Source organism: Melioribacteraceae bacterium (assembly GCA_035362835.1).
In the GTDB taxonomy this organism is placed as follows: Bacteria; Bacteroidota; Ignavibacteria; order Ignavibacteriales; family Melioribacteraceae; genus DSXH01.
Genome location: DAOSDY010000001.1, coordinates 1,504,587 through 1,519,636 on the forward strand (window position 1 = coordinate 1,504,587; position 15,050 = coordinate 1,519,636).

13 protein-coding genes and 1 other RNA gene are annotated in these 15,050 nt (G+C 40.5%); 9 read left to right on the forward strand and 5 right to left on the reverse strand.

Translation table 11 applies throughout. The features are described from left to right. Positions 1-18: 18 nt before the first annotated feature. The 3 genes from PLZ15_06315 to PLZ15_06325 all read left to right on the forward strand — a co-directional run bounded on the left by PLZ15_06315 (position 19) and on the right by PLZ15_06325 (position 2,582). Positions 19-339: a hypothetical protein gene (locus tag PLZ15_06315; protein HOI29361.1), complete on the forward strand. Its 321-nt coding sequence runs from the start codon at positions 19-21 to the stop codon at positions 337-339. A 93-nt stretch (positions 340-432) separates the two neighbouring features. Beyond that, positions 433-1,428 (forward strand): methyltransferase, encoded by a 996-nt coding sequence (locus tag PLZ15_06320; GenBank protein ID HOI29362.1) that lies wholly within the window; start codon positions 433-435, stop codon positions 1,426-1,428. An 8-nt stretch (positions 1,429-1,436) separates the two neighbouring features. Beyond that, positions 1,437-2,582 carry a hypothetical protein gene (locus tag PLZ15_06325; GenBank protein HOI29363.1) on the forward strand — a complete coding sequence of 382 codons (1,146 nt, stop codon included), beginning with the start codon at positions 1,437-1,439 and terminating at the stop codon, positions 2,580-2,582. Between the two features lie 56 nt (positions 2,583-2,638). On the opposite strand, the gene PLZ15_06330 is transcribed toward PLZ15_06325, so the two are convergent. From PLZ15_06330 to PLZ15_06345, 4 genes are read right to left on the reverse strand one after another with little or no spacing between them, the layout of a single operon-like run. Then, on the reverse strand, positions 2,639-3,157 hold the full coding sequence (locus PLZ15_06330) for a TlpA disulfide reductase family protein (GenBank protein ID HOI29364.1): 519 nt from the start codon (positions 3,155-3,157) through the stop codon (positions 2,639-2,641). Positions 3,158-3,167: 10 nt separating this feature from the next. Continuing rightward, positions 3,168-3,734 (reverse strand): GNAT family N-acetyltransferase, encoded by a 567-nt coding sequence (locus tag PLZ15_06335; protein ID HOI29365.1) that lies wholly within the window; start codon positions 3,732-3,734, stop codon positions 3,168-3,170. Positions 3,735-3,744: 10 nt separating this feature from the next. Continuing rightward, on the reverse strand, positions 3,745-6,288 hold the full coding sequence (locus PLZ15_06340) for a PAS domain-containing sensor histidine kinase (protein ID HOI29366.1): 2,544 nt from the start codon (positions 6,286-6,288) through the stop codon (positions 3,745-3,747). A gap of 27 nt (positions 6,289-6,315) precedes the next feature. Next, positions 6,316-7,683 carry an alpha-amylase family glycosyl hydrolase gene (locus PLZ15_06345; protein ID HOI29367.1) on the reverse strand — a complete coding sequence of 456 codons (1,368 nt, stop codon included), beginning with the start codon at positions 7,681-7,683 and terminating at the stop codon, positions 6,316-6,318. 113 nt (positions 7,684-7,796) lie between these two features. Here PLZ15_06345 and PLZ15_06350 point away from each other — a divergent pair, with 113 nt between their 5' ends. Next, positions 7,797-8,939 carry an AI-2E family transporter gene (locus PLZ15_06350; protein HOI29368.1) on the forward strand — a complete coding sequence of 381 codons (1,143 nt, stop codon included), beginning with the start codon at positions 7,797-7,799 and terminating at the stop codon, positions 8,937-8,939. 5 nt (positions 8,940-8,944) lie between these two features. Here PLZ15_06350 and aspA read toward each other — a convergent pair whose 3' ends face one another. Beyond that, positions 8,945-10,813 carry an aspartate ammonia-lyase gene (gene aspA / locus PLZ15_06355; GenBank protein HOI29369.1) on the reverse strand — a complete coding sequence of 623 codons (1,869 nt, stop codon included), beginning with the start codon at positions 10,811-10,813 and terminating at the stop codon, positions 8,945-8,947. Between the two features lie 158 nt (positions 10,814-10,971). Here aspA and rnpB point away from each other — a divergent pair. From rnpB to ruvA, 5 genes are all read left to right on the forward strand, one after another. Then, an RNA gene (rnpB, locus tag PLZ15_06360) (RNase P RNA component class A) lies at positions 10,972-11,412 on the forward strand. A gap of 24 nt (positions 11,413-11,436) precedes the next feature. Beyond that, positions 11,437-13,152: a single-stranded-DNA-specific exonuclease RecJ gene (recJ, locus tag PLZ15_06365; protein HOI29370.1), complete on the forward strand. Its 1,716-nt coding sequence runs from the start codon at positions 11,437-11,439 to the stop codon at positions 13,150-13,152. 24 nt (positions 13,153-13,176) lie between these two features. Beyond that, positions 13,177-13,902, forward strand: a complete 726-nt coding sequence (locus PLZ15_06370) for a YebC/PmpR family DNA-binding transcriptional regulator (GenBank protein ID HOI29371.1) — start codon at positions 13,177-13,179, stop codon at positions 13,900-13,902. Between the two features lie 5 nt (positions 13,903-13,907). Then, a complete protein-coding gene (ruvC, locus tag PLZ15_06375; protein HOI29372.1) occupies positions 13,908-14,444 on the forward strand; it encodes a crossover junction endodeoxyribonuclease RuvC in 537 nt (178 codons plus the stop codon). A gap of 18 nt (positions 14,445-14,462) precedes the next feature. Continuing rightward, a complete protein-coding gene (gene ruvA, locus PLZ15_06380; protein ID HOI29373.1) occupies positions 14,463-15,050 on the forward strand; it encodes a Holliday junction branch migration protein RuvA in 588 nt (195 codons plus the stop codon).

Here is a 15,050-nt window from a genome sequence, read left to right on the forward strand (position 1 = left end):
CCCGTCCCGGAAATTTTTATGGAAGAGAAAGAGCTATACACCGCACTGATTGCAAAATTATCGAAAGATTTTTCAATTGAAGGATCCTCGCTTCCGGTTACTGCCGACCTTAGTGTAATAAGAGATTTTCTTATTAAACGTATAACGATTCTGATGTCCCGGGATTATGACCGTTTTTTAAACAGTCTCTACCGGATTGATGTTAGCGAATCTAAAGTACAGGAAATTTTGCATTCCAGAGATAAGACTACAATTACCGAAAGAATAGCGGATCTGATAATTGAACGCCAGATGCTCCGTTTAAAAACGCAGTTCCTCTACAAGCAGGGAAAGCTCTAACTCTATTACTGTTTAATTCTTTTCCCCGTTTACGAAGAGCATACTCGTATTTCAAATATTATTTTTGTTGTAGCGAAAACTAACGGATTAACTATGAAGAATAATGACTCGGTTACACCGGAAAGCATCAGGCTTATTGCTAATTCATTTCAGCAAAGCAGGGCTCTCCTTACGGCAGTTGAACTGGAAATATTTACAATAATTGATACTCATCTTTTGCCTTCTTCGGAAGTTGCTAAAAAAATCGGATCGGACCCGAGAGCGACCGACCGTTTGATGAATGCGCTGGCCTCAATAGGACTGTTAAAAAAACTCCACGGTAAATTTTATAATTCGGAATTATCTAAAAAGTACCTTGTAAAGGGGAAGCCGGATTATATGGGAAATCTTCATCATACTAATCATATCTGGGATTCATGGAGTACGCTTACGGAATCGGTTAGACAGGGAACGTCCGTTTACAAAAGAATTGAATCTAAAAAAGAGAATTGGCGGGAGGATTTTATATCTGCAATGGACTACAGGGCGCAGCACGAGGCAAAAATTATTTCTATGATGATCGATTTTTATGGCGTTAAGAGGATGCTTGATATTGGAGGCGGCTCCGGCGCGTTCTCATATCAATTCCTCTCTATTAATCCTCAAATGTCTGCTGTGATTTTCGATTTACCGGAGGTAATAAAGATAACCAAAAAATACGACTCAGAATCTGATACGGGGGATAGAGTTCAGTATCTAGAAGGGAATTATCTGACCGATGATTTCGGAAATGATTACGACATGATTTTTCTTTCCGCCATAGTTCATATTAACAGTTACGATCAGAATAAGGACCTGATTGCCAGATGTGCCGCTGCACTGAATCCGGGCGGACAGATTATCATACGTGATTTTATAATGGCGGAAGACAGAACGGAACCGGCAACGGGTGCTTTCTTCGCACTTAATATGCTTGTTGCAACCGAATGCGGAGATACTTTTACGGAGCAGGAAATGACCGAATGGTTTAACAATGCAGGAATAACCGACATTGTAAAAAAAGAAACAAGTTTCGGCTCGCATCTTCTAATCGGTAAAAAAAACAGGTAAGAATAAAAATGAAAAGGATTACTGCTGCCTTAGTGTTTCTGATTGCAATTGTCTCGTGTACTTCGAAGAAGGATCTTTCAGAACTGCTTAAAGGCGAAACTGAAATTGAAGTATACCCTCAAAAGGAACTTCCAACAGTACTTGTGGAAAATAAACTAGCCGCCCAACTTCTGATTTTCCTCCACAACAGAATTGATGAAGAATCAATTTTAGAAAATCTTAGCATCGGAAAAACTGAATTTGACCGGCTGATTAATTCCCTGTTTGCTGAGGGGCTTATCAAGCGGAAAGATGACGGAACCTTTATACCGGCATGCATGGTGGCCGGATACGAAGACGAAATTGCCATTGACAAATTTATAACCAAGATGAGTGCTGATGTTATTTCTCTAATAGCTCAACAACTTCCGTCAATTAAAAAATCTTTCGGCCGGATCGATTCGTTTTCAAATCTTTCTTTTGAAGAGGTAGCTTTCTTCATACTCTACAATGTTATGCTGGCGAAATGGCAGATTAAAAATATTGAAGAGAGATTCATACGGGCGGAACCTACACAGAGAATAACCGACCGGTACTATTTATTACTACGGCAGATTAATTCCGATACTACAGGAATAGATAAATGGGCAGTAAACAGATCTATTGAAATGAACGGATATTATTTTTGCAGTTTTGGCAGGATGAGTAAGGAAAATAATCTATTCGATGCGGGCGCGGATCAATTGATCAGAGATTTCGGCATGAGTCAATCTGCGGATCCGTTAGGTTTCAAAAAAGAACTGCTCGGTGACCTCGTCAGGTTTTATAACGGGGAACTATCCACGGCAAATCCATCTTATACGGCCGGATTGAATAAATATGGAATCCTCAGGAATAGTCAGCTGAAACTGCAATTCATTTCAAGTCAGGATAATTTGAGGCTCTATGAGATGGCCGGAATCATATCCGAATCATTAGTCGGTTATCTCGATAAACAGCGGCCGGTTTTTGTAAAAGAATATTTACAGTCGAAATACAAAGAGGAAATCAATTTCCGGGAATGGGTTTTCTGGATCTATAATTTTATTGCTGCAAAGGCAGGCAGGAACATGACCGACAAAGGAATTGCTGCAGTGAATAATGATGAAATATTCCATTACTTAATAATGAAGTAAAAAGAATAAATCCGGATCTTCAACCTGTTTTTCAGTTGAAGATCCTCCGAACAAATTTATTTTTTTAATTCTTCCTTAATCAACTCTACCATTTTATAAAATTCCTCTTTTTGAAATCCAGTGGAAATCCATTTAATCTTTCCGTCTTTACCAATAACAAAATTACGGGGTATGTATTTATTCGCAAAAAGATTATATACTTTGGCTTCCTTATCAACATAAACAGGGAATGTATATTTATTTTTTTCGATAAATTTCTTAACAGTATCTGTTACCTCCCCGCGGGAAATTGCCATAACAAGAAAGTCCGTATCCTTAATAGAATCGTAAATATCCTTTTGAAGAAGGGGAAACTCAGCGCGGCACGGTCCGCACCATGTAGCCCAGAAGTTGATAAGAATAACCTTTCCGGTCAGTTTCTCTGAGGAAACGGATTCACCCGATAAAGCTTCTGCAGAGAAGGCAGGCATCGGATCTCCTTTCTTAAGAAGAGTCGATTTCTCAATATCATCCTGTGCGATTATGAATGTTGAGGCGAAGAAGAACAGAATAGGATAAATGATTTTAGTTTTCATTGTTAATCCATTATTGGTGAATAAAATATCTCATAATAGGCCGGGTTTCAGATCTCCGGGCGCATTCTGTAAATCCGGCTTTTTTGAAAGCCGATGCAAATCCCGTCCACGCGAATACTGAAGGGATGTTCCCTTTTTTTGGTTCGACCGGGTAGCTTTCCAGAATTCCGACTTTTTTCTTCCGCGCATATTCAATTACTTTCTTAATGATCTCAGTTAAAATTCCTTTACCGCGGAAATTTTTATCGATAAAAAAACAGACGATCGACCAGACCTTTAGCTCATCTACGGGTTTTAGAATTCTTGAATTAGCCAGGACAGGAAATTCCTCGCGCGGAGCTACGGAGCACCATCCTATAATTTTACTGTCGCAGTAAACAAGAAGTCCGGGGACGGATCCGGCCTTCACAATTTTTTTCATCCTTCTTTTATTGCCGCTTCCTCTTGAATTATTGAATTCGGATCTCTTAATCCGCCACCACATACACCAACATCCGCCGCAAGCGCCTTTCCGTCCGAATAGAATTTCGAAATCATTCCATCTGCTTTCGGTTAAAGGAAGAATTTTCAATTTCATGGTTCAGCGATTATTTTTTCTGGAAGGTAACTCTAAATACAGATCCTTTTCCCTTTCGACTTGTAACTTTAATTTCCGCATGGTTCAATTCGCAGTATTTTTTTACAAGTGCGAGTCCCAAACCGTTTCCTTCGTAATTTCTTGTATATCCTTTCTCCTCACGTGTAAACGGAGTGAATAACATTCCCATATACTCCTCGGAAATTCCAATTCCCGTATCGGATACATCGACGTAGAGATTATTTCTGGGATCTAACTCAAGGCTTATTTCAACTTTGCCGGTCTGAGTATATTTTATTGCATTATCAATCAGGTGGTAGAATATCTGGTTGGTAGAGTATTCGTCGGCTGTTACCATCGTCTTATCCGTATTTGCGACAACATTAAACGCAATTTTTTTCTGCTTTGCTACCGGGAGATAAGCTTCGTAGTGCTTCCTTATTATTTCTTTATGAATATCGAATTCCTTTTCCCTGAAATTGTATGAGCCGGTTTGAAGTTCGGACATATTAATAATCAATTCAATCGTACGCATAATTCTCTTTCCTTCTTCGTCTATAACATCAAATCCTTTTTTCAGATCCTCATCAACCTGTTCCTGCAGCTCATCTTTCATCATGCTCGTAAAGCTTAGAATAACATTTAAGGGTGTTCTTATTTCGTGCGACATCTGGGCAAGAAATTCGGATTTGAGACGGTCCGATTGTTCGGCGCGTTCCTTTGCACTTATAAGCTGTTCTTCCGCTATCTTCTTATCGGTTATATCCTCGACGGTTCCTTCATAGTAAAGGTGTTTATCGTCATCATCCTTTACCAGGCGAGCGCTCTCTCTTACATAAATAATTGTCCCGTCCTTCTTCTTCCATTTCGATTCAAATCCCACAACTTTGTTTTTCAGGTTCAGTTCTTTTGTAAAGACAGATCTCGTGTTGGAGTCGGCGTATGAATCTCTGGCGTCAATTTTAGAAATTTCCTCAAGAGAATCGTAACCTAGAATTCTAAGCAGTGTTGGATTGGCCATTAAAATCTTGCCGGCCAGGGAGGTTCTGTAAATTCCTACCGTAGCGTTTTCGAAGAGTCCTCTGAACCTGAACTCATTTTCCCGCAGGGCTTCTTCCGACTTTTTGCGTTCGGTAATATCCTGTTTGATTGCAACGTAATAAATTATTTCATGTGCAGAATTACGTATCGGGGTAATTGTCATTTCCTCAAAATAAACCGAACCGTCTTTCTTCTTATTTATCATTTCACCGCGCCAGATGTCCCCGTTCTTAATTGTATCCCACATATGCTCGTAATAGGAGAGATCGTGCTGGTCGGATTTGAAGACATTAATGCGTCCGTCGGAAAAATCGCCGAGCGCATAACCGGTCAGATTCCAGAAAGCGCTGTTAGCCCAAATGAGATTAGTATTTTTATCAGTAATTACGATTCCGTTTGCAGCAGCCTCCAGTGCATTACTCTGTAGTTGAAGCTGATCCTCAACAATTTTCTGTTCTGTTATATCGGTTATAAATCCTTCGAGTGCTGTAAGTTCATCCTCTTCGGAAAAGATACCGACACCTTCCTCCCAGACCCATTTTTCGTAGCCGGAGGCAGTTGTAATTCTGTAGACCAGCTGATATGTCTTTCTCTGCTCCACCGCTTTCTGAATCTGATCCCATACTTTGGTCCTGTCCTGCGGATGAATCAAATCGTTATATGAGACTGAACGGTTGTCAATTAGATCTGCAGGTTTGTATCCGGTTATCTGATAGGATTTGTCGCTAACAAATTCCATTGTCCATTCGGTGTTGTATTTACATCTGTAAACCATTCCGGGAAGATTCTGGATAAGTGTTGTCAGCTGGCGTTGTGTTTCCTGAAGTTCCTCTTCAACCCTGGTTTTTTTATGAAGACCTCTTTCGAGCGTGATACTTGCGGATTCAATCTGTTTTATAAATGTGTTTCGCTGTTTCTCGGAACGATAAAGAATAAATACCGTTACAAACGGAAGCAGCACACAAAAACCGATAAGCCCGAATAACGAAATTCTGAAAATCTGAATTTCGGAATTGAGAAGATTGCGCACATCATTCTCGATATCATCCGAAATTACAACTATATTTTTAAAAAGAAGTTCAGCTTTCGGATCGGATTTTATTTTGCCTTTCAAGAGAGAACTTGAAACCCCTCTGTACTCAAGCAGATTGGTCTGCAGCTTTTGTACTTTAACCTGAATATCCTTGTTGGACATCGGTAAAGCGATTATTGACATCTGATCCTTCTCTTCAAGAAGCTTTCCGGCATAGAGTTCTGCAAAACTGAGATGTTCCCAGGCGTTAATTAGGGAGGTGTTGGTTGTGTCGATTGAACTGTTAAAAAATTCGAACTTCGCGCTAGCAACGCTTAACTTGACCTTTGTTGCCGAATCGATAAGGTTGCTGAAAATAAAATTTATTCTGAATCCCAGAAGCATAATATAGAGAACCGCAACAGATACCAGGACTCCAGCTATAAGGATGAAAAAATATAATCCTTTTGATGTTTTGCCGATTTTACTTCGATGACCCATTCAGAATAATTTTCCGATTTCGATAAATTACCGGTATAAAACTAAATATGAATACGGTTCAACTGATAAGTTCAGTTCCTGTTCAATCATTGTTCTTTCACCGGTAAACAGATTATTATATTCACCTTTAATTAGATCATTAGTTATATGTATATTCTTATTATCGCCGGACAAATTGAAAACCGCGAATACTTTATTCTCATCCTTATTTCTAACAAACGCAAAAATGTCAGGGTCATTCGAATCGACCGCCAGCATTTCACCTCCCTTCGCTCCGTTCCAGAGAGCTTTATTTTCTTTTTTTAATTCGAAGAGTCTGGAATAAATTGAACTGTACTCGCTTATTTTCCAATCGATCGGATCTTTTTCAAAGAAAGCAAGTCTCTTGTTCAAGCCCCCCTCCATTCCCGAGTATACAAGAGGCATGCCATTTACCAGGCAGGAAATTACCGCAAATTGCTTCGCAAAATCGCCGAATCTCTCATTATCTGTCCCGTGCCAGGAGTTTTCATCGTGGTTTGTAGTGAAGGTCATCCGGAAAGAACCGGCAGGATAGGTAGTTTTTTCCTCTGAAAAATACCGGTGCAGATCGACTCCACTCTTCCTTCCCTCGGCAATTCCCACAAATAGATCTTTCAGCTGCCAATTATAAGTCATATCGAATGCATTGTGAAGTTCAGGTTCATGAGCCTCTGCAAGCATAAAAAGCGGCTTATTAGTTTCAAGTTGGGGACGAAGCCACTTCCAGAATTCGAGAGGAACCATCGCGGCCACATCGCACCTGAAGCCGTCAATATCGTATTCATCAACCCAGAATTTCATTGCGTCGCGCATGCTGTTCCAGAGTTCCTTATTTTCATAATTAAGATCTATTACATCGGACCAGTCAAATGGGGAAACCAGGTTGCCTTGTTTATCCCGTGTGTAAAATTCCGGATTAGATTCAACCCAAACATTATCCCAGGAAGTATGGTTTGCCACCCAATCCAAAATAACATACATGCCGAGCTGATGAGCATTATCGACTAAAGATTTGAAATCCTGAAGCGACCCGAATTCCGGATTCACTTCTTTAAAGTTTTGTACGGAGTAATAACTGCCGAGACTTCCTTTCCTGTTCTTAACTCCAATCGGATGAACCGGCATAAACCAGAGTATATCAATTCCCATTTCCTTTAATCTTGGAAGATGATCGGCAAATGCTTTGAATGTCCCTTCTTTCGTGTATTGACGAAGATTAACTTCATATATTGATGCGTTGTAACTCCAGTCCGGCGGCTGAAAAGATACAGGTTCATTTAATAGATCGGAATTTTCACGACTTTCACAACCAGAAGAAATAAATAGGGAAATTGAAAAGAGAAGAAGCAGTATTAAAAAAATATTTTTTTTCAAGCACATACCCCGCTATAGTGTTAGCTGACTTATCCGGACTTCAATTTAAGAAATTTAATCTATAGAAAAATCTCATTTTTTGATTATTTTAAATTACCAAAGAGGATATTGATATGAAAAAGACCGGAACAGATCCAGTAATTAAATTTTTTATTTCTGTCCTCGGAATTATTATCATTCTATTTGTCCTGAGAGAGCTTCAGCATATTTTTCTCCCTCTTGTTATTGCCTATTTCCTCTTTTTTCTTTTCGAGCCTCTAAACAAACTTTTGTTAAAAATCAGGATTCCGCACGGCATTTCTATATTTATAAATATTCTTATATCTATTGGATTTATCTGGTTTGCTTCCAAACTTGTAGTCGATGCATTTATTGAGTTCGGAAAAAAACTTCCTCTGTTCGAAGTTAAACTGAACAATTTGATAGTTCAGGCAGCCGGTTCAATAGGTATTGACGAAAAAACACTTAGTGATTTTAATTTATTCGAATTTATTGGCTCATCTGACCTTACAGGTTTGGCCGGAGGTGTTTTTTCCTCAACGCTTGATGTTGTTACTTATATATTCCTTATACTTTTTTTCTTCATATTTATAAGCAGCGGGCACGACAGAATTGTTGAAGCAATCAGGGTTCGCTATGTTGAAAAGGGAGTGAAATCCTCACTTAAGAAATTAAAGAAAGAATTATACAACAAAGAATCAGAGACAGTACAGAATTCTACTAACGATGAAGATTTTGCTACTATGACTATTCAGCGGGAATCGAAGCTCCAGAAAACATTTAAAGATATTACAGAGAAAGTTCAGAAATATATAATTACAAAATTCGTGATAAGTCTTGTACTCGGAATAATCGTTGGTATTGTTACATGGTTGTTCGGTGTTGAATTCTTTATCGTATGGGCGGTGCTTACGATTCTGTTAAATTTCATTCCCAACATAGGTTCTGTAATAGCCGTTATGCTTATTTCGTTGATGACGCTGCTTCAGTATGAATCTTTTGGATATGCTCTGCTTGTTATGGCAACTCTTATTCTTATTCAGAATATAATAGGGAACATTATAGAACCGAAGATATTCGGCGACCGTCTCGGCTTAAATCCGCTTGTAATACTCTTTTCGTTGATGCTTTGGGGTTATATTTGGGGCATAATCGGCATGTTTCTTTCCGTACCACTTACTGCCGTAATCAAAATAATAATAAGCAATTCATCTTCTAAGAATATGCGCTTCTTTTCAAATCTGATGAGTAATTAATAAAATTATTTCATCTTTTGAGGTTTGAGCATATTCTCGGGAGAAAGAATCCGGTCGAGTTCCTCCTTGCTTAGAAGATTTTTCTCGAGAACAAGTTCATAAACACCGCGGTTCTGCTCCATTGCCTCCTTGGCAATTTTTGTTGACATCTCATATCCCAGGTAAGGATTCAGAGCGGTTATGAGCCCGATACTGTTTTGTACGAGCTGACGGCAATGATCTTCGTTTGCCGTAATTCCGTCTATACATTTATACTTTAGGGTATTCATTCCGTTCTTAAGCATTTCAATCGATTCAAAAATACTCTGGACAATTACAGGCTCCATAACGTTCAGTTCAAGCTGTCCTGCTTCTGCGGCGAGTGTAACGGTAAGGTCGTTCCCTATAACTTTAAATGCTATTTGATTGACCACCTCGGGAATAACGGGATTTACTTTACCGGGCATTATAGAGGAACCCGGCTGCATCGGCGGAAGATTAATTTCGTGTAACCCTGTCCGGGGGCCGGAGGATAACAAGCGCAGATCATTACAGATTTTGGAAAGTTTGACCGCTAAACGTTTAACCGCCGAGGAGTAAATTACGAAGGCGCCTGTATCCTGAGTCGCTTCTACAAGATTTCTTGCGAGTACAACATTTAACCCTGTTGATTCGCGTAGATGTTCAACGCATTTTTTCCCGTAATCCGGATCGGAATTAATCCCTGTACCTATCGCAGTGGCGCCCATGTTAACTTCAAGGAAAAGTCGTGCATTCTCTTCAAGGCGCGATATCTCTTCTTCAAGCGTAACGGCATAGGCCTCAAATTCTTGTCCGAGTGTCATTGGCACAGCATCCTGAAGCTGGGTTCTTCCCATTTTGATAACACCGGAAAACTCCCTGGCTTTTTTATGAAACGATTCGATTAAATTACCCAGTACCTCAACAAGTTTTTTATTACTGTTTATGATTGCAATTTTTATTGCGGTAGGATATGCGTCGTTTGTAGATTGCGACAGGTTAACATGATTGTTGGGGTGACAATATTTGTAATCCCCTTTTTCATAACCTAAAATTTCGAGAGCGCGGTTTGCAATTACCTCGTTAGCGTTCATGTTAGTCGATGTTCCCGCCCCGCCCTGGACCATATCGATTACGAAATAACCGTGATACTTACCGCTCATTATTTCACGGCATGCCTGAACAATAGAATCGGTAATTGGTTTCGATAAAAGTCCCAGATCGTAATTTGCCTTGGCAGCGGCCATCTTGACAGCAGCAAGCGCTTCGATCAGGAGAGGATAAAATGAAATTGTTACTCCGCTTATATTAAAGTTTTCCATCCCGCGCAGAGTCTGAATGCCGTAATAAACTTCCTGAGGAACTTCTCTGTCACCGAGAAGATCGTGTTCGGTTCTGGATCGGCCTGACTGATACTGCGCGCCGTGGTTGATAACCCGTGAGTTAGCAAACTGCATTCTGCGGAATATTACTTTAGCCATCCTTGAAAAAATCTTAATAGGAATGTCCGGTTCAATTTTAAGTACTTCCTTGAATTTTTCTCTCGGCAAAACCAGGGCGGTAGTATTCAACGTAGCGCGCGCTGAAGTTGAGTGAGGGGAATCGTCTATTAAGGCTCCTTCACCCAGGAAATCATGCTTGGAAAAAATTGATAACCGTTTTTCCTCGCCGAATGGAGTTTTCTTGTATAACTCAACCTCGCCGTCAAATATGATATAGAGATTTTTTCTCTGTGTATTCTCAACGAAAAGATGCGAGTTGATAAGGTAATCCTTTACCTCAAAGTTTTTTGTAAGTAATTCTTTCTCGTCGTCGTTCAAATCAAAAAAAAGCTCTATTTTATTCAGAAATGTCCTTATTTGCCCGGAATCCATATAAAACTCCCAATCGATTAAATTTTGTTTGTCAAAGATACATCGTGGTGCTCGAGTATGGCAAATTATTTGTAATGCAGTCAGAACTAAAATTTATTATATTTGAGACAGTTGGTAAAAAATATGTTAAATAAAAGAGTAAGTAGAAGAACAGTTGATGATTCGCGTTGGGCAGTTGCCCTCCCGTTTTAGACGGGAGGAAGGAAAGTCCGAACTCCGCAGAACGAGGTGCCGGGTAACTCCCGGGGGCTCAAGTACGCAAGTCTTGAGTCACGGAAAGTGCCACAGAGAACATACCGCCCCGAGTTGATAGCGAGGGGTAAGGGTGAAAAGGCGAGGTAAGAGCTCACCGCTTCGATGGTAACATCGTTGCAGGGCAAACCCCACCTGGTGCAAGGTCAAGCAGAAGGTACCCCGATCTGATGGGTCTTATGATCTTTCAATCGGGGCAGGGTTGTTCGCCTTGAAATTCTGTTGCAAAACAGATTTGCCTTCGGGTGGACCGCTGGATTACGGCAGCAATGCCGTGGCTAGATAAATAACTGCCGCCTCGGTTATACCGGGGAACAGAATTCGGCTTACAGACGCTGAATCATCATCGGTGTTCTTCTATAAATTGAAATATGGCAAAAACCCGATGGAAGTTGAAAGAAGCTCCGGATGAGAAATCGATTCTTGCATTATCCGACAGCTTAAATATTTCCCATGCTCTTGCTTCAATCCTGATACAAAGGAATATCACAAATTTCTTTGAAGCAAAGAATTTCTTCCGCCCGTCGCTTACAACGATTCACGATCCATTCCTAATGAACGGAATGCAGGAAGCATCTATCCGCGTTATTAATGCTCTAACAAATAATGAAAAAATCTATATCTACGGCGACTATGACGTAGACGGAACCTGTTCTGCCGCGTTAATGTATCTTTTCCTGAAAGAACTCGGCGCTGATGTTGAAACATATATTCCGAACCGTCTTACAGAAGGATATGGAATGTCGATTCAGAGCATCGATTATATTAAAGAACAAAAGACGGATCTCATAATTTCTGTTGATTGCGGAATAACGGCGGTTGAAGAAATCGAACACGCTAATTCACTCGGTATTGATGTAATAGTATGCGATCATCATCAGCCGAAAGAAGAACTCCCGAAAGCTTATGCAATTCTTGATCCGATTAAACCGGGATGTAATTACCCGTTCAAACATCTTTCGGGTGCCGGTGTTGCATTTAAATTAGCTTCGGCGGTAGGGGACAGGATCGGCAAGAAGGACATGGCTCTTAAGTACCTCGACCTAGTAGCTTTGGCAGGTGCGGCAGATATTGTACCTCTTGTTGATGAGAACAGAGTGCTTGTAAAAGAAGGGCTCGATTTGATCAACGCAAATCCGCGACCCGGGATTGCCGCATTAATAAAAAGCGCAAGAATGGAACCGGGTAATCTAACCGCGGGACAAATAGTATTTACTATAGCACCAAGAGTAAATGCTGTGGGAAGACTGGGCGACGCAAACAGGGCGGTAGAACTTTTTACAACCGGCGATCCGAATAAGGCTGTTGAACTTGCGCAGGTTCTCGAAGATGAAAATACAAAACGGCGTACTATCGATGAGGCAACATTTTCACACGCAATCGACATTGTTGAAACTTCCGTGAATCTGGACGCCGATCTGGGAATTGTTCTTCATGATAACGACTGGCATCCGGGCGTAATCGGAATTGTTGCGTCGCGACTAGTAGAAAAGTTTCATAAACCGTCGGTTATGCTGACAACGATCGACGGTGTTGCTAAAGGATCTGCAAGGAGTATACCCGGTTTTAATATTTATGAAGCACTGCAGGGATGCGAGGATCTTCTTTTGCAATTCGGAGGTCATGAAGCAGCCGCAGGACTTGCGGTAGAGATAGAGAAAATTGATGAGTTCAGAAAACGATTCAATTCCATTTTGAAAACTAATATGAGGGAGAGCGATATTCTTCCGGAGATTCAGATTGATGCGAAGCTTGCCTTCTCAGAAATATCCCCAAAATTTTTACGCATTCTGGATCAGTTTGCTCCGTTCGGACCGGGTAATCTAAGGCCTGTATTCGTCAGCGAGAATGTATCTCTTATTTATCCTCCGAGAATTGTTGGCACTAACCATCTTGTCACCTGTTTCAAGCAGAATGGTAATGATAAAGTTTTTGATGCTATCGGATTCAATCTCGGCGGTTTCGCGAGCCGTATTGATAAAGAAAAAAATTTGGTTGATATTGTGTACACCATTGAATCGACCACGAAGGATGGAAAATCGTATCCTCAGATCCGACTCAAGGATCTTCAGATAAAAGAAATATAGAAAATTAGAACCGGGAGTTAATTTATGTCCGGACATTCAAAGTGGGCTACCATAAGGCGTAAAAAAGGAGCGCTCGATGCTAAGCGCGGAAAAATTTTTACGCGGCTGATCAGAGAAATTACAATCGCTGCCCGGCAGGGCGGAGGAGATCCGGACGGAAATCCGCGTCTCCGTCTGGCTATTGATAATGCCAAAGCCGCTAATATGCCCGCAGATAATATAGAACGCGCAATTAAAAAAGCTACCGGCGAACTTGAAGGATCCCAGATTAGCGAACTTACATATGAAGGTTACGGACCGGGCGGCGCCGCTTTGCTTGTTGAAGTCGCTACAGACAATAAAAACCGGACTGTTGCGGAGATACGGCACATCTTCAGCAAAGGAAACGGAAATATGGGTGAGACCGGATCTGTTGCCTGGATGTTTGAACATAAAGGCGTTATTACTGTCGGAAGAGAAGGTAGGTCGGAAGATGAAATGATGGAGATTGTTCTTGAAGCCGGCGCAGAGGATCTTCAAACAGAGGAAGAATTTTTTGTTATCACTACTTCGCTAGAGTCTTTTGAGCCGGTTAGAAAAATGCTGATTGATAAAAAATTCAATATCGAAAACGCATCATTGCAGTGGGTTGCAAAAAATCACCTCCCTCTTTCAGGCGATACAGCTGAAAAAATGATGAAGTTGATCGACACCCTTGAAGAATGCGACGATGTTCAAAATGTATTTACTAATGCGGATTTTATAGACTGACCATTATGAGAATACTTGGTGTTGACCCCGGAACACTTTTTACAGGTTATGGTATTGTTGATTTTCAAGGGAACGAGCTTGCTCATGTTGCTTCCGGAATAATTAAAATTCCTGCCACAAAGGAATTTGCCCCCCGACTTCAGTTGATTTATAATGAGCTTGATTTACTCATCAAGAAATTTATCCCTCAGGAATTTTCTCTGGAAACCTCATTCTACGGAAAGAATGTTCAGTCGGCTCTAAAGATAGGTTATGCGCGAGGAGTCTCTCTTCTTGCGGCAATTAATAATAATCTTGAAATAAGAGAATATTCGCCGAGAGAAATTAAGAAAGCTGTTGTGGGCAACGGCGCTGCTTCTAAAGAACAGGTTCAGTATATGATAAGAAAACTGCTTTTTATACGTAAGGCGAAAGTTAAATTTGATGAGAGCGATGCATTAGCCGTTGCTGTCTGTCATGCTTTTAAGGTTTCGGCTCCAAATAAGAAAAGCAGAAACTGGAAAGAATTCGTTGAATCGAATCCTGAAAAATTAATCGGGTAATAATTAAGGTCTACAATTATGATTGGCTATCTCAGCGGAAAAATAATCTCGAAAAAACCTACAAAGATTATTATTGATGTAGGTGGTGTAGGTTATTTCGTAAATATCTCGATAAGTACTTTCGAAAAAATTGCAGACAGGGAAGAAGTTTCTCTCTACACTTACTTAAGTGTAAAAGAGGACGCACTCGATCTTTATGGATTTTATTCTATTGCCGAAAAGGAGATGTTTGAACTGTTAATTAGTGTAAGCGGAATCGGTCCTAAAACGGCTCAGAGTATTTTATCGGGTATTCAAATTGACGAATTAAAAGAAGCACTTAAAACCGGAAACCTTTCTCGAATAATTTCAGTTCCCGGAATTGGTAGAAAAACCGCAGAGCGGATGATGGTTGAATTGCGGGACAAAGTTGAATCCCTGGCAGGAAGCTCCGGTGACTCATCGATAGGGATTTCAAGTGTCCGGGGAGATGCGATCGCGGCACTTGTTAATCTCGGTTATAATCAGAAAGTTGCGGACCGTGCGGTACGTGCTGTTACTGACAGGAATCCCAATATATCAATTGAGGACCTAGTTAAGGAATCTTTGGCAATTCTGAATAATTAA

Excerpts from the sequence above, each read along its gene's own strand:
- PLZ15_06315 (HOI29361.1), top strand. The coding sequence starts at position 19 with ATGGAAGAGAAAGAGCTATACACCGCACTGATTGCAAAATTATCGAAA.
- PLZ15_06320 (HOI29362.1), top strand. The coding sequence starts at position 433 with ATGAAGAATAATGACTCGGTTACACCGGAAAGCATCAGGCTTATTGCT.
- PLZ15_06325 (HOI29363.1), top strand. The coding sequence starts at position 1,437 with ATGAAAAGGATTACTGCTGCCTTAGTGTTTCTGATTGCAATTGTCTCG.
- PLZ15_06330 (HOI29364.1), bottom strand. The coding sequence starts at position 3,157 with ATGAAAACTAAAATCATTTATCCTATTCTGTTCTTCTTCGCCTCAACA.
- PLZ15_06335 (HOI29365.1), bottom strand. The coding sequence starts at position 3,734 with ATGAAATTGAAAATTCTTCCTTTAACCGAAAGCAGATGGAATGATTTC.
- PLZ15_06340 (HOI29366.1), bottom strand. The coding sequence starts at position 6,288 with ATGGGTCATCGAAGTAAAATCGGCAAAACATCAAAAGGATTATATTTT.
- PLZ15_06350 (HOI29368.1), top strand. The coding sequence starts at position 7,797 with ATGAAAAAGACCGGAACAGATCCAGTAATTAAATTTTTTATTTCTGTC.
- aspA (HOI29369.1), bottom strand. The coding sequence starts at position 10,813 with ATGGATTCCGGGCAAATAAGGACATTTCTGAATAAAATAGAGCTTTTT.
- recJ (HOI29370.1), top strand. The coding sequence starts at position 11,437 with ATGGCAAAAACCCGATGGAAGTTGAAAGAAGCTCCGGATGAGAAATCG.
- PLZ15_06370 (HOI29371.1), top strand. The coding sequence starts at position 13,177 with ATGTCCGGACATTCAAAGTGGGCTACCATAAGGCGTAAAAAAGGAGCG.
- ruvC (HOI29372.1), top strand. The coding sequence starts at position 13,908 with ATGAGAATACTTGGTGTTGACCCCGGAACACTTTTTACAGGTTATGGT.
- ruvA (HOI29373.1), top strand. The coding sequence starts at position 14,463 with ATGATTGGCTATCTCAGCGGAAAAATAATCTCGAAAAAACCTACAAAG.